At 43.4% G+C, this 18,181-nt stretch carries 14 protein-coding genes; 3 read left to right on the forward strand and 11 right to left on the reverse strand.

Annotated features, from left to right (window positions below; genetic code table 11):
- Nucleotides 1-3: 3 nt before the first annotated feature.
- Nucleotides 4-1,458, reverse strand: a complete 1,455-nt coding sequence (locus MHI25_RS18045) for a glycosyl hydrolase family 28 protein (RefSeq protein WP_340393841.1) — start codon at nt 1,456-1,458, stop codon at nt 4-6.
- A 212-nt stretch (nt 1,459-1,670) separates the two neighbouring features.
- Here MHI25_RS18045 and MHI25_RS18050 point away from each other — a divergent pair, with 212 nt between their 5' ends.
- Nucleotides 1,671-2,777, forward strand: coding sequence for a glycoside hydrolase family 88 protein (locus MHI25_RS18050; RefSeq protein WP_339281106.1), 1,107 nt, complete (start codon nt 1,671-1,673; stop codon nt 2,775-2,777).
- Nucleotides 2,778-2,841: 64 nt separating this feature from the next.
- On the opposite strand, the gene MHI25_RS18055 is transcribed toward MHI25_RS18050, so the two are convergent.
- The 7 genes from MHI25_RS18055 to MHI25_RS18085 all read right to left on the reverse strand — a co-directional run bounded on the left by MHI25_RS18055 (nt 2,842) and on the right by MHI25_RS18085 (nt 10,922).
- Nucleotides 2,842-3,903 (reverse strand): glycoside hydrolase family 76 protein, encoded by a 1,062-nt coding sequence (locus MHI25_RS18055; RefSeq protein ID WP_339281107.1) that lies wholly within the window; start codon nt 3,901-3,903, stop codon nt 2,842-2,844.
- A 12-nt stretch (nt 3,904-3,915) separates the two neighbouring features.
- On the reverse strand, nt 3,916-4,971 hold the full coding sequence (locus MHI25_RS18060) for a glycoside hydrolase family 76 protein (protein WP_076304058.1): 1,056 nt from the start codon (nt 4,969-4,971) through the stop codon (nt 3,916-3,918).
- 33 nt (nt 4,972-5,004) lie between these two features.
- The gene (locus tag MHI25_RS18065; protein WP_076142466.1) at nt 5,005-5,892 is read right to left on the reverse strand and encodes a carbohydrate ABC transporter permease; all 888 of its coding nucleotides are present in this window, start codon (nt 5,890-5,892) and stop codon (nt 5,005-5,007) included.
- A gap of 33 nt (nt 5,893-5,925) precedes the next feature.
- A complete protein-coding gene (locus tag MHI25_RS18070; protein WP_036688088.1) occupies nt 5,926-6,813 on the reverse strand; it encodes a sugar ABC transporter permease in 888 nt (295 codons plus the stop codon).
- A gap of 63 nt (nt 6,814-6,876) precedes the next feature.
- Complete coding sequence (locus MHI25_RS18075) at nt 6,877-8,181, reverse strand: ABC transporter substrate-binding protein (protein ID WP_340393842.1); 1,305 nt, start codon at nt 8,179-8,181, stop codon at nt 6,877-6,879.
- A 44-nt stretch (nt 8,182-8,225) separates the two neighbouring features.
- Nucleotides 8,226-9,491 (reverse strand): glycoside hydrolase family 125 protein, encoded by a 1,266-nt coding sequence (locus MHI25_RS18080; RefSeq protein WP_340393844.1) that lies wholly within the window; start codon nt 9,489-9,491, stop codon nt 8,226-8,228.
- Nucleotides 9,492-9,737: 246 nt separating this feature from the next.
- The gene (locus MHI25_RS18085) at nt 9,738-10,922 is read right to left on the reverse strand and encodes a GntR family transcriptional regulator (protein WP_340393845.1); all 1,185 of its coding nucleotides are present in this window, start codon (nt 10,920-10,922) and stop codon (nt 9,738-9,740) included.
- A 383-nt stretch (nt 10,923-11,305) separates the two neighbouring features.
- On the opposite strand from MHI25_RS18085, the gene MHI25_RS18090 reads away from it, so the two are divergent.
- Nucleotides 11,306-13,000, forward strand: a complete 1,695-nt coding sequence (locus tag MHI25_RS18090; RefSeq protein ID WP_076184489.1) for a M3 family oligoendopeptidase — start codon at nt 11,306-11,308, stop codon at nt 12,998-13,000.
- A gap of 76 nt (nt 13,001-13,076) precedes the next feature.
- On the opposite strand, the gene MHI25_RS18095 is transcribed toward MHI25_RS18090, so the two are convergent.
- A complete protein-coding gene (locus MHI25_RS18095) occupies nt 13,077-15,830 on the reverse strand; it encodes a glycoside hydrolase family 2 (protein ID WP_076304057.1) in 2,754 nt (917 codons plus the stop codon).
- Between the two features lie 143 nt (nt 15,831-15,973).
- On the opposite strand from MHI25_RS18095, the gene MHI25_RS18100 reads away from it, so the two are divergent.
- Complete coding sequence (locus MHI25_RS18100; RefSeq protein WP_254857042.1) at nt 15,974-16,906, forward strand: helix-turn-helix domain-containing protein; 933 nt, start codon at nt 15,974-15,976, stop codon at nt 16,904-16,906.
- Nucleotides 16,907-17,033: 127 nt separating this feature from the next.
- On the opposite strand, the gene MHI25_RS18105 is transcribed toward MHI25_RS18100, so the two are convergent.
- Together MHI25_RS18105 and MHI25_RS18110 are read right to left on the reverse strand one after the other, a co-directional pair.
- Nucleotides 17,034-17,408, reverse strand: coding sequence for a DUF1801 domain-containing protein (locus MHI25_RS18105; protein ID WP_339809986.1), 375 nt, complete (start codon nt 17,406-17,408; stop codon nt 17,034-17,036).
- Between the two features lie 19 nt (nt 17,409-17,427).
- The gene (locus tag MHI25_RS18110; RefSeq protein ID WP_076128242.1) at nt 17,428-17,802 is read right to left on the reverse strand and encodes a DUF4180 domain-containing protein; all 375 of its coding nucleotides are present in this window, start codon (nt 17,800-17,802) and stop codon (nt 17,428-17,430) included.
- Nucleotides 17,803-18,181: the final 379 nt, after the last annotated feature.

Below are 18,181 nucleotides of genomic sequence, written 5' to 3' on the forward strand. Positions count from 1 at the left end.
AATCTACACAACCGTATTTTTTTCAGTAACGAAGAGTATATTTTTAGCAAAATGATTAATATCTATCAGCTCTGGGCGGGGGGCGTCCACCAGTTCACCATTGATCCTTAAATTGACAAAGGTCACATTTTCAACAGCTCTCTCTTCGTCATATCCATAAATTCGTGAAGGGTTGGCCGTCCCGCTATAGCTGATGTCGCGAAATGTAATGTTCCGGATGCTTGTCCCCGGCTCTGGATTGTAATCCTTGTTATAGACCACCCGCACATCAATTAGCTGCCCCCGCTCAATACGCTCTACACGTATATTTTCATATAGAACATTACATACCCTATTTCGATCCCCGGCATTAATCGCCAGTGCCCCCCAATAGTTCTCTTGCGGTTCGTGATGATTCAAGATATCAATATTTGCAAAAACAATAGACTCGATGGTGTCTCCGTTCCGTTCATGATCCCCATGTGTACCAATCATCAATGGATGAGCGACATCCGCCCACAGAATGGAATCACGAACGCTAATATTACGGGTATCCCCATAAAAATCCCATCTCGAGCCGTAAATAGCAATACAATCATCCGAATTACGCATAAAAACATCCCGGATTCTAACCTCGGAACTAGACATAATATCAATGCCATCAGACCACCCCCGAGTGCTAAACGATTTGAAATTATCAATCACAATCTGCTCAGACTGCCCGATGAAAATGCTGTAATGTGGCGGATCAATCACGGTAATACCTTCCACATTTATAGATCGTGAAAAAACAATTCGTATCCCTCGAAAGGCCGAGAATCGATGAAAATCCGCAAGATAAATTATACCGCGACCACGAATGGATACATCATGAACTCCCTCGCATACCAAGGAACCTACAAGCACTGAACCTCCGGCAAGATACACCGTGGTTTCCGAAGGGACCGGCAATACTGTTTCTTCTATATAATGTGTGCCTGGAGCGAAATAAAGCACCTTCCTTTTTTCACGAGGATCAGCAGCGGCATTATCCAGCAGCCGTAAAAGATCAGGTTTCCGGTGTATACCCGGTTGGACTACTAGAACATTAGCATCCTCTGGTTGAGGGGCATCCTTCTCCTTAGGGTTAGCAAATAAATGCAGATTTCGAAAAATATCACCGTTGATCTCAATCGATAACTTTTGCGGACCTGTTAGCTTAAACAAAATGGTATTTCCATGATATTCGTAAGAGATCCCTCGCGAAGCCGGAGCAATGTTCACACAATCAATCTCCGTATAAAGACAGGTGACTTCAACTTCTACTGTACCTTCCAGATCAAAATAAGCCATGGATGCAAGACGCACCTCATGCATATCTACCTTAACCTCGTAAATAAACAAGCTATGCCATTCTCCTTCAGGCTGCCGTACTCTAACCTTATAATCCTCACGTCCCGGGATATCTTTAGATGCTTTATATACTTGTAAATCATCCACTTTACCATCCTCCTGTTCATTTCGATTGTATCGTTTCCAACACCGATAAAGTTTTAATGTGTTATGCAGAAATGTTTGTATTTTGTCAGTTTTAGATTATAAGCCAACTTCAACATGACAATAATCAAACATTTCCTTATATCAAAACACAACTTTCCTGAGCTTTAGAAAGCTATACTCATAACATCCTAATTTCACTGGAGGCAGTAATAATGAAAAACCTTTATTGGCAGGAGATCATGGGGAGACTCGATACAAAAGTAGAACGTATGATAGAGCAAATCGGTGATAAGTGCCCGCATTTCGCCGGAAAAGATGGCAAATTTGATGATATCGGTTCAGACTGGTGGACCACAGGTTTCTGGCCTGGACTCCTCTGGATCATGCATGATATGACCGGAAAAGATCTTTACAAGGAGGCTGCTTGGCATTGGGACGGTACCTTGGAGGAATGGTTTGTTAAACCAACGGTTGAGATGCATCACGATGTGGGATTCCAATTCCTTCCGACAGCTGTAATCAAACATACAATTACAGGTGACGAAGATGCCCTGCGCAGAGGGATTGAAGCAGCGAATTTCCTCGCTGCCCGCTATAATCCTGTAGGCAAATTCATCCGCGCATGGAATGAAGATAAATACGGCTGGGTAATTATCGACTGTATGTTAAATATCTCCCTGCTGTTTTGGGCCAGCAAAGTGACAGGTGATCCCCGCTATAAGCATATTGCAATTAGCCACGCCGAAACGACAATGCAATATGGCATACGTGAGGATGGATCCACCAAACATATTATTTCTTTTGACGCAGAGACAGGTGCTTATCTTGAGAATTTTGGCGGTCAAGGCTACTCGGCTGAATCCTCTTGGAGCCGAGGAACAGCTTGGGGATTGTACGGCTTTATCAATACTTATCGCTACACTGGAGATGAACGTTTCCTGAACACCGCTAAGCGGATCGCACATTATTTTATCTCTGCTTTGCCTGAGGATCAAGTCCCTTATTGGGATTTCCGCCTAGAGGATGATACCCGGATGTTCCGAGATAGCTCCGCAGCCTCTATAGCCGCTTCAGGATTATTAGAGCTTGCAGATATCGTACCCTTAGGCGAAAAAAGTCTATATGCAAATGCAGCGGAACGAATTCTGCGCTCACTGACCGAAAATTACGCAACCTGGGAGCAACCAGAGCATGAAGCGATTTTATTGCACGGAACTGGCAGTGGCAATTCCTTCATTGATGTATCCCTGATCTATGGAGACTACTATTATATTGAAGCTATCGCTAAATTAAATGGCTGGAAACATCGGATTTTCTAATTTCAGATAGTTAATTTAAACAACAAAAAGACACCTCTCTTGAGGTGTCTTTATATATTTCAGGCTATTCGTTCACCAGTGCCGCAGCACCCTCCAGCAGCATCAAGCCGCTGAGCTGAATACTCAGCTGAACCGGAAGCTCCGGTTTCACTTCCCACGATGAACTGCATAGACCCAGTTGTTTATCCAGACCTTTTTCCCACAAGTGCATTGCATTGGCCAATATAACCTCACGAATACGGATATTTACAGGAGATATTTTACAGAGCTGAACCAAATAACGAATCAGAATGCCCTTGAACAATCCAGTATCATCAACGCCTTCATCAGGCAACATCAGATTAATTGGATCGCATAACCGATCAATACATGTATTAGCCGTTCGATTCGCATCTTCTAAGTAATGAACATCACCCGTATTCTTGTAAAGCTCTAAGCCAGCGCCTAGAAACACTCCCTGACAGTAAGTAAACTCCCAGTCGTAATCGATCTGGCCATCCCCAAGTCTATTCATCCCATCCCACACAAAACCAGTCGTAGAATCCATCAAATATGTCTTGTTCCATTCATAGATACGGAGCGCCCACTCCAGATCCTCTTGCTTATGAAAAAGTTCATATAACCGGGCTGCAAGGATGACGGCAGGTGCATTGGCAGGTGTGTTTTTATAATCTAGCTGATCCTTCTTCCACGCCATACCTCCACCCAACTGTTCATTCCAAGCCGTCTTAATATCCTCCCATAGATCAAGCACAGCACTTAAATAGGCTTCATGTCCTGTAACCCGATAAGCACGCAGCAACGCCAATGCTGTCCATTCCATATCATCATAGTAATTATGCCTGAAAGTCCCCCCGTTATAAGCTTGCAGACTCTGACTTAGCTCCTTAATTTTCAAGGAATACACAGGATCTCCACTACGCTCATAACCATCTACTAAAATATCAATGACATGAGCCTGCCACCAATAATAAAAGTTTTCCCCCGCAACGTTGTACGCTCTGGGATACCATTGGTTCATGATCCCCGTCTCAGCATTATAATAATTACGTAGTAGACATTGTTGGAACCACTCGGACTTTTCCTGCCAACTGACTGCTTCTATGGCTTCCTTTGCTTGTGTCATTAAGAACTCACCTCAACCCTGTTCTTTAGTTAATTCAGCCATCTTCTCAAGCAGCTTGATCGCACTAAGCTGGGAGCTGAGCTGAATCACACCAGCGGAAGTCGAAGTCCAATCTGTGCCAAACAACACTTTATCCTCTGACTTTCCTTGTTCCCAGAGACATTCTGCATTCGCTCGCAGGAAATCTACAGCTTTAACTGCTGCGGAATCAGCTTTGACCCATTCAGCTGTATAGCGAATCAGGATTCCTTTAAACAGTCCCGCATCACCATTTCCTTCATCTGGCAGCACACCTCCCTCAGAGTCAGCAAGTTCATGGGCTGCGGCAGCAAAGGTTAGACGAGCATCCTCTAAATATTCCTGCTCTTTAGTGATACGGTACAGTTCAACTGCTGCGCCAATGAAAACACCTTGGTTGTAGGAGTATTTCCAATCTTTATCGATCTTTCCATCGCCAGTGCGATTCATGCCATCCCATACAAAACCCGTTGCCGGATCTACTAGATGCTCTTTTTGCCATCTGTATATTTTTAACGCCCATTCAAGATTGCTAGCTTCACCAAAAGCTTGATACAAGCGTGCCGCAAGTATAGCTGCCGGTGCGTTGGCTGGTGTATTTTTATAATCCAACTGTGATTTCTGCCAAGCAATCCCACCGCCCATATGCTCGTTCCAACCTGTCTGAATGTCGTTCCATAAAAGAAGGGCTGTATCTTTATAACCTTCCACTCCTGTTGCTTGATAAGCACGAAGCCACGCGAGAGCCATCCATTCCATATCATCATACAACTCATTTGGCCACATACCACCATTTCGTTGTAGCAGACCTTCATGAAATGCGGAAAGCCTTTTGGCATACCAGTTCTCTCCAGTCCGCTGTAGTCCATCTACCAATACATCCACAGCATGGGCCATCCACCAATAATGAAAAATCGTGTTGCATTCTCCATTTGGACAAGGTGTTTCTATATTGTACATTTTGATCGCTTCATTCCAGAAGAATGAATCCAATGCAGCTTGTGCTTGATTCGCCCGTTCCTCCCAAATCCCTATCTCCAATTGATTCATATAGACTCTCTCCCTGGTTCGATTTTTATTGCATTAGCCCTTAATACCACTGAAGGCTATCCCTTGTACAAAATAACGCTGAAGCGCTAAAAACAACACCAATATCGGCAAGATTGCTACTAGCGCTCCAGCCATCATTGGACCGTAGTCTGTTTGAAAATTATAGGAAAAAGCTTGAAGTCCCATTTGAATCGTTGCTTTGTCGGGATCATTCAGCACAATCATTGGCCATAAGAAACTGTTCCAGCCCGCTTGGAAGGTAAAGATACTTAAAGTAGCCAGCGCTGGTTTAGTCAACGGCAAATATATCCGCCAAAAAATTTTAAACTCTCCACAGCCTTCGATCCGGGCCATTTCCATCATGTCACTAGGTAAGGTGAGAAAGAATTGCCGCATGAAGAACACAGCAAAGGTTCCAGAAGCGCCCGGAAGAATAATCCCCCAGAATGAGTTCATCAGCCCGTTACCCCCGCTACCAAAAATATCATTTCCTCCAAAAAGAGGAATATGGCGCATGACATAAACCGTGGGGATCATCGTCACAATGCCTGGTATCATCATCGCCGCAAGCAGCACGCGGAATATCGGCTTATTGAGCTTAAAATTCAATTTTGCGAACGCATAACCACTGATAGAACCAAAGAACAGATTCGCCAATACACCCGCTACTGCAAGTACAAGCGAATTCCAGAAATAGAGCGCAAACGGAACCGTAGTAAATGCCTTACGATAGTGTTCTAAGGTCAAATGTGAAGGAAACCACCGGATGGGCATGGCGAAGATCTCTTCGTCAGGCTTCAAGGATGTAAGAACACTCCAATAAAAAGGTAGAAACATTACGATAGCTATAACTATGCACACTATATAATAGATAGATTTGCTTAAGCTTCTTTTTAATAACGAACTTCCGCTAGTATCCATACCTCTATCCCCCTTCTGCATGGCAAGCCCGGCTTATACAATGGACTCCTCCGCCTTTGTGATCCGCATGTTTATTAGTGAGAAAATGAGAATCGCCACAGCAAGCACAAATGCTTGTGCAGACGCATACCCCATTTGCAATTGATTAAAGCCCTGCTGATAGATCAGATAAACTGGGGTCTTTGTCATATTCGCCGGACCACCCTGCGTCAGCACAAAAGCTTGGTCGAACAACTGCAACGCACCAATGATTGACATCGTACTGACAAGAAAGGTTGTTGGTCGCAGCTGCGGCCAAGTAATAAACCGGAAACAAGCCAGCTTATTAGCACCGTCCAACCGTGCAGATTCATACAAATAGTCAGGCACGCCTTGCAGACCTGCCAAGTAGATAATCATATTAGAACCTACCGATTGCCAGAGGGTAAGCATAATAATGGACAACATCGCCGTTCGGGTCTCGGATAACCAAGCTGGACCCGTAATCCCAACATAAGACAACAATCCGTTAACCAAACCAAATTCAGGATGCAAAAGCCAGATCCAAACGGTAGCAGCAGCAACGGCGGATGTAAGGGTAGGCAGATAATTCAATGTGCGGAACAACTTTACCCCACGCCAGGATCGACTAAGCAGAATCCCGAGGAGAAGCGAAATCAGAATATTAAATGGAACGAAAATGATGGAATACAGAAATACATTTCGGAATGTTTTCCATAACAAACTGTCCTCTATCAAACGGCGATAGTTATCAAAACCGATCCAATCGTTTCTACTAAGTACATCGTAGTTGGTAAAGCTTAAATATAGCGCCATTACCACAGGGATGACTGTGAATACTGTAAACAGCAATACCGTGGGTGTAATAAACAGATAAGCCGTCCGCGCCTGATGTTTCTCTAGCTTTCTGATGGAAGCCATTCAGCTACCCCCTCCTAAGCAAAAGGGAGGCGAAACCTCCCTTCACTTCAAATGTCTTACTTATTATTTCACTCCTTCATTATCCTTCAGCATTTTGTCGCCCTCTTCTTGCGATTTCTTCAAGGTCTCATCAATGCTCATCTTGTTTTGCTGGTTAAGCTGCAAATTAGGGGCCAAAGCATCAGTCTCCATTACCGAATATCCAGGGTGGTTCGGACGAACCTTGGCGAACTCCAACGTTTCCAGAAACGGCTGCCACTTTGGATCATCCTTGAAAAATGGATCTTCCATCGATGGCTTATAACCCGGCAGGTTTAGACTCGTCTTTGCCCAGAGCAACGCGTTATCCTTGTTCGCTGTCCACCATTTGATGAACTCCCATGCTTCTTCCTTATGTTTGGAGCCTTCTGGAATCACTAGCCCAAATCCACCCATGACACTACCTTTATCACCATTTGGTCCGGCTGGAGGAGGAACGATTCCATAATCCAGGTCTTTACCATATTTGTTATAGGTGCTGAGCATCCACGGACCGGAATACAGCATAGCCACTTTACCTGTGACAAAAGCATCTTGCCCTTCACCAAGTCCAAGTTCGAACCCTACTTTATACACTTTGTCCTTGTTCATTAGGCGATTCCAGAACTCAAGCACCTGCTTGCCCTGCTCATTATTAAAATTGGTCTTTCCATCCTCCGTAAGCATGGTGCCGCCAGCCTGTTGGAGATACATATTAAAAAGTCCCAAATCTCCCATAGAAAAACCTGCAGTCTCCAATTTATTTCCATTCCATTTCGTTAGCTTCGTAGCCGCTGCCTCTAGCTCATCCCAAGTTGTTGGAGGCTGAAGTCCTGCCTCTGCGAGCAGCTTCTTGTTATAGAAAAGAGCACGGGCATCTACTGTAAGCGGCAGCCCATATAATTTGTCATCGTATGAAAGCTCCCGTAGGGATTCACTGTAGAAATCATCTTCGGAAATACCGTCACGCGTTAAGTATTCATCCACCGGATGCAGTACATTTTTCGGGGCATACAGCGAAGTTCTCCAACGGTCCCAAAACAGTACATCAGGAGTGCCGCCATTGGTCGCAGAAGTTAGGAATTTCGTGATCATATCCTGTTGCAGCACATATTTTACGTGAATTTTATCCTGCGATTTATTAAAAGCATCCACCATGGTCTCGAATTGCTTCTGCCCCTCACCGCCCCAATCTCCCCAGAAGGTAAGCTCTGTCTTTTTCCCGGTACTGCTCCCAGCTTTGCTTGTGTTTCCGGTCTCTTTGTCCGCAGATCCGTTATTGCCACCGCAGCCCGCAGCAAGTGCAGTAGTCATTACCAAAACAATTGAGGTAACCAGCCATTTTTTCATGTTCTCTATCCCCTTTAGAGTCGATTATTCAAACCTCGTTGGTCTCAACCGCGCTTAATCTGCTTACCACAGCGCATGAGTACAAGCTCACAGAACATCATATTTGCCCAAGAGAACCATGGACGTGTAAATTCATCAGAATTATCCACATGAAACCCTTCATGCATAAATCCAGTTCCTGCATCCGTCTTCTCCAGCAGATGAAGTAAGGCTTCCTGTTCCTCAAAGCGGGTAGATGTCATTCCCTGCATCGCTAAAGCTATGGGCCAGATATACCGATTTGGCGTATGCGGACTTCCAATGCCAGCAGCCGCTTTTCCTGCGAAAAAATAAGGATTAGTGCTACTTAAAATAAGTTCACGGGTATTTTTATAAATAGGATCATCAGCAGTCACATAACCCAAATAAGGGATAGAGAGTAGACTAGGTACATTTGCATCATCCATAAAATTCACCTGTCCCAGACCATCTACTTCATAAGCATAGACCGCTCCAAACTCTGGATGTTCTACAATTCCATACTCACTTATTCCCTTATTAAGCTGGTCAGATAGTTTTCTAGCTTTCTTTTCCAGCTCCTGATCACCTAAAATCTCACGGGCAATTTCACACACATATCGTAAAACAACCACCGCGAACATATTGGCCGGAACCAAATACCCATATTCACAGGCATCGTCACTAGGACGAAATCCAGACCAAGTCATTCCGGTGTAAGCCGTCAACGTCCCTTTGCCTTCTCGAGCTAACGTATCCGTGGGCGGACAGTTCATCCGTTGAAAAAGATATTTTGAATCGCGCTCATGGTTCTGTTCGGTAGTCCATAATGTTATGATTCTTTCTACGCCTGTTACAAACGACTCATTAAACTGACTAGTACGGCCCGAATTCTTCCAGAGCAGATAACTCAGTTGGATTGGATAACATAACGAATCAATTTCATATTTTCTTTCCCAGACTCCCGGGCTCATCTCCGTCAGATCCTCTTGGTGGCCATGCCCACTTTCTTCTTCATTGAATGCGTTAGCATACGGATCAAGCTGGATGTAAGTAAATTGTCTACGTACAAGTCCCTCAATCATGTCTGCAATTTCTTCATCTTCGGAGGCAAGGATTAGGAAAGGTCTGACCTGTGCGGCGGAATCCCGTAGCCACATCGCTGGAATATCTCCGGTAATAACAAAAGTGCTTCCGTTTGGCATTCGTTTTAAGGTTGTGTTCCAGGTGTTGGCCATACATTTCTCGAACATTTCGGCAAATTTCGGGCGATCACTCAGCTGTGCTTTTACGCTAGATGCCAGTTTATGCATTGACTCGGGTATTTCTCTAGCTGCTTTCAGTTATAATACCCCCTTTTTCTTTTTAAATTTGAAGCGCTTTCATTGATTAGTATATTGTCATGTGATTAGTATGTCAATATGTTTATTTTATTATAATGATATATCAATACATCTATAATGATAAATACATATCTAAAACAAATAAAAAAACCCATCCAAAAAGATAGGTTTTTATAACAACTAATATATGTTTAATTTGGAGAATAAGCCAAAATTCTATTTAGAGATAGATTGTTTAGCGGAGCTTGTGGATTCACCAGAAATTAACTCAGCTTCCAGCATTATCTTATTGGACACACTCTGCCCGTTCATAATTCGCAATACATTTTCTACTGCAAGCCGCCCCATCTCTTCTTCATTTTGCCGTAAATGGGTAAATGCATAACCCGAACCAAGTGGAGTTGGCGGACTATCAAAGCAAATGATCGAAATATCTTCTGGAATTCGTAGCCCAAGTCGTTGGACCGCAGTTCTAGCCAGCAGCGCAATATTATATTCCACAGCAAAAAGCGCCGTTATTGTTGGATTCTTTTGCAAATGAGAAATTAGCCGCGAAATGTCATGTTCAATATTCTCATCGTTGAAGGAATCCGGTAGTGTTGAGGTCAAATCGCTGACCCACAATCCCTTGTCTACAGCTATTCCCCGTTCCGCATGCGCTTGAATAAATCCCTCTACCCGCTCTTCAAGAGCTGTGGTATCCGCTGGAGGTGGAGAGAGAAAGGAGATATGAGTATGCCCGAGATCAAATAAATACTCCGTACCTTTGAGTGCAGCCTGCATATTATCAGTACTGATCGATGCTGCTGCCACTCCTTTTAAATGGCGATCTACCAGAACTAGCGGGAACCGCCCTATCACCAATTTTAGAATCTCCGCATTAAAAAATTCGCCTTGAGCCGGAAAAATGATCAGGCCATCTACACCTAAGCTGAGCAACTTCTGAATAGATTTCTCTTCGTTCTCCGGCACCCCAAACGTTCTTCTTAAAACCAGAAAACAATCATTATCACGTGAAGCCTGCTCCATGCCATAAATTAAGCCTGTGCCATAGCTGTTGCCAAAGTCGGTAATAACCAGACCGATCGTCTTTTCCTCATGGTTAAAGGAATTGAAAACAGTTCCGTCGGAGACCGTCCCCGGAGGTATCGCTGATTCCATGTAATCGACTGCTGGATCTGCCACAAATGAACCTCTCCCCGGTTTTCTCACAATTAATTGTTCCGCGGCGAGCATTTCCAGAGCTTTTTTACTCGTAATCCGACTAACATTATAGGCTTCAGCCAGTTCTTTCTCTGAGGGAACCCGTTCCCCTTGTCCATAGGATTTATTAACGATAAGCTGCTTCACTTCATCAAATATTTTTTCATACATCGGTTTGGATGATGTTGTCTCACTCATGACTTTCGTTATCTCCTGACTCTAATTTTTTCATCTTATACATAATAATATATCATGATATATTAAGTTTGTCGACAGTTGTGCGGCTACAGCAAAAAAAGAGGGAGGAAGGATGTAAAGTGGAAAAATACAAAACTTCGTATATAAACAGAGATAACCCGTATTCAGTGAATGCTGGTTAAATAAAGGCTAAGTAATCGCTATAAATATCATTTCTACTATATTCTTAGATAATATCAAACCGTATTTCATCTAACAAGTTTTTACACTTTTGTCCATTTGTTCTTTTTTTATTCAAAAACAGCTAACACAGGTCTATCGTAAATTGCTGTTCAGAATATATAATAGAGACTATCTGGTATAGAAAGGAAGTTGAATAGTTAATGAAATTTAATGATTATCGCTATGAGCGCCCGGATGTAGAGAAGTTCAAACAGGATTTTAACAACCTGCTTAAAGATCTCAATGACACCGAGCCATTAGAAGTGCAAAAGGCTTCCGTTACCGCTATTAACAAGCTTCGCAATGAGTTTGACACCCTGCAGACATTGGTTAGCGTTCGCCATTCGATCAATACAACAGATGAATTCTACAAGGCTGAACAGGAATTCATGGACGAGATTGGCCCTATCGTTCAGGAATACATAACGGACTACTACAAAGCACTCGTCAATTCCAAATACAGAGCCGAATTCGAACAAGAATGGGGCACGCAGCTGCTTCAGCTTGCAGAAGTAGCTCTGCGTACTTTTAGTCCAGAAATCATCGAAGATTTACAATTGGAGAACAAACTCTCTACAGAATACGCTCAGCTTATCGCGTCCGCCAAGATTCCATTCGAAGGCGAAGAACGGACACTGACTCAGCTTACTCCATTTGAATTGTCCACGGACCGCGATATGCGCAAACGTGCTTCACAAGCCAGATATGATTTTATGTCTGAACATGAGAGTGACTTTGATCGAATCTATGACGAGCTAGTTAAAGTCCGTGACCGCATTGCTAAAAAGCTTGGTTACAGCAACTTTGTTGAGCTAGGTTATGACCGGATGATGCGTACCGATTATAACGCCGACATGGTAGCCAACTTCCGGAAACAAGTTCTGGAGCATATCGTACCCGTCTCCCAACAGCTTAAGAAACGGCAGACTGAACGCCTAGGTCTGGATGCCTTGAAGTTTTATGACGAGAACTTCAGCTTCAAGACTGGCAATGCCACTCCTAAAGGAGATCCTGACTGGATTGTAGCTAACGGATCCAAGATGTACAAAGAGCTCTCTCCGGAAACTGATGAATTTTTTACTTTTATGTTGGATAACAATCTAGTGGATTTAGTAAGTAAAAAAGGTAAGCAAGGCGGTGGCTATTGTACTTACTTCAGCCAATACCAAGCACCTTTTATCTTCTCAAATTTCAATGGAACCTCAGGGGATATTGATGTCTTGACCCATGAAGTGGGGCATGCCTTCCAAGTGTATGAAAGCCGAAATATTAATGTACCTGAATATGCTTTTCCTACTTATGAAGCCTGTGAGATCCATTCCATGAGCATGGAGTTTTTTGCTTGGCCATGGATGGAATTGTTCTTTGAAGAGGATGCAGACAAATACCGTTTCAATCATTTGGCAGATAGCCTTCAGTTTATTCCTTACGGAGTTACTGTAGATGAATTCCAGCATTTTGTTTACAGCAATCCTGAAGCAACCCCTGCTGAACGTAAGCAAGCATGGCGAGAAATCGAGAAAAAATATTTGCCGCACCGCAATTATGAAGGTAATGCTTATCTGGAACAGGGTGGATTTTGGCATAAGCAAGGCCATATCTTCGCCTCCCCGTTCTATTACATTGACTATACACTAGCACAGCTATGTGCCTTCCAGTTCTGGAAACGTTCAAATGAAGATTTTAAATCCGCTTGGAGTGATTATTTGGAGTTATGTCAAGCTGGAGGAAGCAAATCCTTTATCAAGCTGGTTGAACTTGCGGGCCTGACTTCACCTTTTGAAGATGGCTGCATTAGTTCGGTCATTGGGGAGATTGAAAGCTGGTTAAACAGCATTAATGATAAAGAACTTTAATAATACCTTGCAGTACCGATAAAAAAGCAATCCCTGCTTCTTAGCTGGGATTGCTTTATTTTCATATTAAGGTTATTTAGCGATAACGAATCAACAAGTCCAGTGGATAACGACCTGCATTACGGCCATACAAAGCTAGCCCGCCGTCCTCTGCTTGCAGCTCCAAACGGAAAACACGATTGCGATCCAGCTTCGCTGCTAACTGCCCCGGTACACTTGCCTTGCATAGGTAGCCATAAGATCCAGCCTCATCCAGCTTATTCGCTATTGGCTGATAATGCCAAGACAAAATCCCTCTGCTATCAGCCGGATCATCCGGTAAATAGAAAGAACCAATCCGCTGCCCATCCACCAGAACGTTCACTCGGGAAGGATGACGCTCTTCATCCGTCATATAATACGTATTCGGATTATATTCCACCCTCGCATCTGCCCCATGCATAAGATCAAGGCCCATATCATTAAGCTTCGTACCTTCAACATGCCGCGCCAGCAATCGTTTAGCACTTGCTTCGAACATGATTTCGATCTCACCAATCATTGATTTATCTGCTGCATCTGGCAGTGTAACCTCGTATACATACTGACCTTGCCCAGCACCATTGATCTTAAATCCTTGGATAGCATCCCATTGATGCTTAAAGTTATGATCGGTATAAGCTCCCACTGGAATTTGAATAAATTCTCCTTCACCTTTAAACAATACAGTGTTATTACCGCCTCTTACATCAAAAGTAATGAAATTCCGCGTGATCGCTTCACCCTTCTCATTAATCAGAGAAACAGCAAGTATTGCAGCCGCCTCCTGACCAGGCATTGTAATGTTCAAAGAAGGAAGTATAGTGTTTCCAAAGTTATCCCATTTCACAGACATATGTCCACTTTGCGCAGTGACCCGAGTCCCCAAATTGTCGTACCACAGTTCCCATTTCAGCTTCAAATTATGACCGTGATAGCTGTCCGCGAAGCTGGAACCTAGCAAAGGTACTTTAACACTCTGCCCTGCTTCTACTGTCTGGCATGGAGGAGCATCTAACACGATAAAATCTGGGGAATGCAGATCCGCAATCGTCATCCCGGGAACAAAATCCCCATATCCAAAATCCTTATCGCTCCCGTCTAGCCGGTAATAACCATTGAACTCATTCGTAACATCACGGAATTCAGTAAATACGAATCCACATAGCTTATCATGCCGCCGGAATTCATTCATCATATAGCGGTAATGCCATGCCAAATCACTGTCCCCTGCACCACCTTCTATCCCCCACACGTTACCGCATTCGCTGTTCATTAGAGGGGCATCAGACTGTACGTTGCCGCCAATACAGTTAAACTCCGATCCCGGGAATGTTTTATCTACAACCTCATTTAAGTGGGCTTGCAGCTGCTCGTAACCATTAATGTAAAAGTGCCATGTATTAATATCCGATTCCACATGATCATAATTACACGGCGAGTTATCCTCAACAATTCTAGTCGGATCAAGCTGCTTCGCCCAGCGATATTTCTCCCGCACCCATTCCTGTGTCTCTTTAAGATAACTACTCTGCTGCTGTACATCACTTGTGAGGCTAGCCTCCTGAGCATCTGTCTTCAAACCCCAGGTCTCGTTGAACATAACCCACGAAAAAATAGATGGATGATTATAATCTCGTTCAATCACCTCAAGGGCTTCTCTCTCATAGGAGGCTCTGGCCTTGTCATCCGGATTACCCCAGAAACAAGGCATATCTTCCATAACAAGAATGCCAAGCTTATCCGCCCAATACAGCTTACGGGGTTCTTCGGGCTTGATATGAATTCGCACCATGTTTAGCCCTAAACGTTTCATTAGATATATTTCATCCCGCATGTCTTCATCCGTTGGATAGGTGAAAAACCCTGTCTTGTGATAGGACTGATCAAGAGTACCGTTCAAATATATCGGTTTACCATTTAAGGTGATCCACCGATAATCACGATCTTCAAAGCGGGCAGTCTGAATTTCGCGAATTCCGAAATAAGTGCTGACTGTATCTGTACCAAACGATCCACTAAGCTGCAATTCACCTTCGTATAAATAAGGATTTTCTGGACTCCACAAATGCGGATTGGGAATATCGATAGACAGCTTACATTCGTTCACCCCTGCTATAAGCTGCAGCTTCTCTGTATGAACAACAGAATGATCAGCGAATTGCAGCGTAAACTCTGCCGAACCCGTTTCATGCGCAATTATTCTTGTAGTTACCTTCACCTGTCCATCTATACGGGTCACAAACTTTGCATCTTTCATATAAGTTTCGGGACGTGCTTCAAGCCATACAGGCTGCCAAATTCCACGGATTTCTCCATATCCTTGTTTGCCCCGCGCTTGATAAGCATGATCGAAATCCTCAGCTCTTACGACAATATTATTCTCACAATTAGCTGCCCAGTAAGGTGTAATATCAAATTCAAATGAACCATATCCACCTTGATGTGAACCTACATGTTCTCCATTTATCCACACATCACATGAATAATCTACTGCCCCAAAACGTAAAAACAATCGTGTTTGTTGGTCAACAGCCTGCCCATTCACGGTGCGGCGATACCAGCCTATTCCTTGTTGATCGCAGCCAATTCCGGATAAGGGACTTACCCAAGAAAAAGGTACAGTGATCATTGAGTCGTAAGCGATTTCAGGATTGGAGTACCATAACGCCTTCATACCTTCATTGTTCGGATCAAACTTAAATGACCATTGCCCATTCAAATTCATCCATTCATGACGTTGCCAATGTGGATGAGGGTGTTCAGAACGAGGAATCGCAAGTGTCTCAGAAGCTAATATAGAAGTTGTCATATGGCGAGCACAGCCTTTCAAAATAAGAAGTTGAGCCCATTTTAGCACCAGTATATGTTTTTCGCAATGTTTATTATGATTTTACAATACTCGTTCTTCATTGTACAATAACCTCAACCCATCCTATACGAAAAGGAACAAATATGATGAATGATATTTCACAAGAAACGATACGTTATCCCGCGTCACGCATTTTAGATGTAGCTAAAGCACTGTCTGGTGACGTTCGCGTCCGCATTCTTGAAGCCCTTGGAGAGAAGCCTATGAGTGTCAGTCAATTAGCTGAGACGTTAGGTGTAGCTCAGCCAACGATATCTATCAATGTCCAGACGTTAGAACAGGTTAATCTTATCTCGTCTACACAAGGTGCAAATCGCGAAAAAATCTGTGCGGTCACCTGTCGCTCTATTCAACTCGATCTCCCTTCAAAGCTAGGGGATGGGCTGCATCAAACTGAGGAAATACATATGCCCATCGGAATGTTCTCCCACTGCTCCATACAACCGTCCTGCGGGATGGCCGGAAAAGATGGTGGCGTCATTGGCTCCCAGGATGATCCAAGAGCATTCTACATGCCTGAACGAGTCGATGCCTCTCTCTTATGGTTCGCAGAAGCCGGTTATGTCGAATACTATTTTGCCAACCCCCTGCCTCCAGGCGTCGAGTTGGACGAAATACGCATTTCGGCAGAAGTATGCTCAGAAGCCCCTTCATTTCGAGAGGATTGGGCCAGTGATATCAGCTTATCCATCAATGACCAGTTAGTCGGAACTTGGACCTGTCCCTCCGATTTCGGGAACCGCAAAGGGAAACTGACCCCTGAACGTTGGAGAAGTGGAACTGAATATGGAGCTCTTACTACATGGAGTGTCTCGGAATCGGGCAGCAGCTGTAATGGTTCTTTCTCATCTTCCACTACAATCAGCTCTTTAAAGCTGGCGTTTAATGAACCTATTCGTGTACGTTTTGAAATTCGGGAGGATGCACTCAATAAACGAGGACTAAATCTGTTCGGAAGTGGGTTCGGGGACTATGCCCAGGATATCATACTGGCGTTTGTACGACGTCCGAAATGAGGAAAAAGAGGCAGGAGTGCCTCGGAAGTGGATCCAATGTTCACCAGCATCAAGAAGAACATCAACAATGGATGCACACTTCCAGCCCTGACCAGATGGACCTCTCTATTTCATACCAGTAGAGACCTTATTTTGCTTCAACTTTTTTTAGATTCTCAGCGACTCTGAAGGTTACAATCTTGCTAATTAATTCATAAGGCATAGGCTTATCAATAGGGAATTGAACGGAACCTTTAGCACCTTTATAGCCTGATAATTCATCTTTAAAAGCATTAATTCCACTTGGAGTTGGATAGAATCCAATATGCTTGGGATAAGCAGCGAAATGCACCAAATTTCCGTGTAATGCAAAAGTAGGCATCTGATAGCTTATTTTTTCCTCTGCTTCCGGTGCCGCCTCTTTTATCACCTTTCTTAACGTATTAAGGATTTCCTGAACCTCAAGCGAAAACCCGGAAATATAGGCATTGATCGATTCATATGTGATTTTACTTTCATCCATGATATAACTCCTCTCTGGATCATCTCCACGATTTGCATAAATGTAGGGCCGCTAAAGCCTCAGCTTCAGTACTTTTGAACAACATTTTATCGCCTTGATTGCATTCGTAAATAAAATCATTCAGACTTTTGCTGTTATAGCTTGTAAATTCTCCTACGATAGCAACTCTCATCTGATAGTTTGTATATTTTTGTGCAATCTCACCAGCAACTCCAGACTTTAGCTCGAAAAAATCATCCGTAATCTGTTCCTTCCTCAGAAGCATTTTATCGCATCCTTGGTATTTCACATTCATCATTAAGTCTAAGGCATCCCTTACATTATTGATTATGATCTCCTCACCAGAGATTATAGCTACCGTTGAATCATTCTTATCATCCACTGTGATTTTCATTCAAGACTACTCCTTTTCCGCGAAGAATTTCTGCAACATTATGATTACTCTGCTTAATCGCAACCGACCATGCAGATTCACCACTTTTTATTTTAGCAGAAATGTCGGCGCCATGTTCGATTTACAACTCTATTAGTTCTACATTATCCGTATGAAAAGCAGCAGAATGTAAGGAAGTATAACCATCACTATCGAATATATTATTCTCCATATTCGCAAGGTGCGGATGAGCTTTCAGGATTTCTTTCAGCCGTTCTGCATAGCCTGATTATGCTGTCTGAAATACATCATTAATGATTAATTATCGTATAAACGAGCTAAGCCATAAAAAGAAAAGAGGACTCGTTCAATGTTCTTTGAACGAATCCTCTAATGATCA

This window comes from Paenibacillus sp. FSL E2-0177 (assembly GCF_037992975.1).
Taxonomy (GTDB): domain Bacteria; phylum Bacillota; class Bacilli; order Paenibacillales; family Paenibacillaceae; genus Paenibacillus_AQ; species Paenibacillus_AQ odorifer.

What these genes read in the sequence shown, in the direction of transcription:
- MHI25_RS18110 (WP_076128242.1), bottom strand. Translation starts at nt 17,802, where the DNA reads ATGAAAATCACAGTGGATGATAAGAATGATTCAACGGTAGCTATAATC.
- MHI25_RS18070 (WP_036688088.1), bottom strand. Translation starts at nt 6,813, where the DNA reads ATGGCTTCCATCAGAAAGCTAGAGAAACATCAGGCGCGGACGGCTTAT.
- MHI25_RS18075 (WP_340393842.1), bottom strand. Translation starts at nt 8,181, where the DNA reads ATGAAAAAATGGCTGGTTACCTCAATTGTTTTGGTAATGACTACTGCA.
- MHI25_RS18065 (WP_076142466.1), bottom strand. Translation starts at nt 5,892, where the DNA reads ATGGATACTAGCGGAAGTTCGTTATTAAAAAGAAGCTTAAGCAAATCT.
- MHI25_RS18105 (WP_339809986.1), bottom strand. Translation starts at nt 17,408, where the DNA reads ATGGATGAAAGTAAAATCACATATGAATCGATCAATGCCTATATTTCC.
- MHI25_RS18085 (WP_340393845.1), bottom strand. Translation starts at nt 10,922, where the DNA reads ATGAGTGAGACAACATCATCCAAACCGATGTATGAAAAAATATTTGAT.
- MHI25_RS18090 (WP_076184489.1), top strand. Translation starts at nt 11,306, where the DNA reads ATGAAATTTAATGATTATCGCTATGAGCGCCCGGATGTAGAGAAGTTC.
- MHI25_RS18100 (WP_254857042.1), top strand. Translation starts at nt 15,974, where the DNA reads ATGATGAATGATATTTCACAAGAAACGATACGTTATCCCGCGTCACGC.
- MHI25_RS18095 (WP_076304057.1), bottom strand. Translation starts at nt 15,830, where the DNA reads ATGACAACTTCTATATTAGCTTCTGAGACACTTGCGATTCCTCGTTCT.
- MHI25_RS18080 (WP_340393844.1), bottom strand. Translation starts at nt 9,491, where the DNA reads ATGCATAAACTGGCATCTAGCGTAAAAGCACAGCTGAGTGATCGCCCG.
- MHI25_RS18060 (WP_076304058.1), bottom strand. Translation starts at nt 4,971, where the DNA reads ATGAATCAATTGGAGATAGGGATTTGGGAGGAACGGGCGAATCAAGCA.
- MHI25_RS18055 (WP_339281107.1), bottom strand. Translation starts at nt 3,903, where the DNA reads ATGACACAAGCAAAGGAAGCCATAGAAGCAGTCAGTTGGCAGGAAAAG.
- MHI25_RS18050 (WP_339281106.1), top strand. Translation starts at nt 1,671, where the DNA reads ATGAAAAACCTTTATTGGCAGGAGATCATGGGGAGACTCGATACAAAA.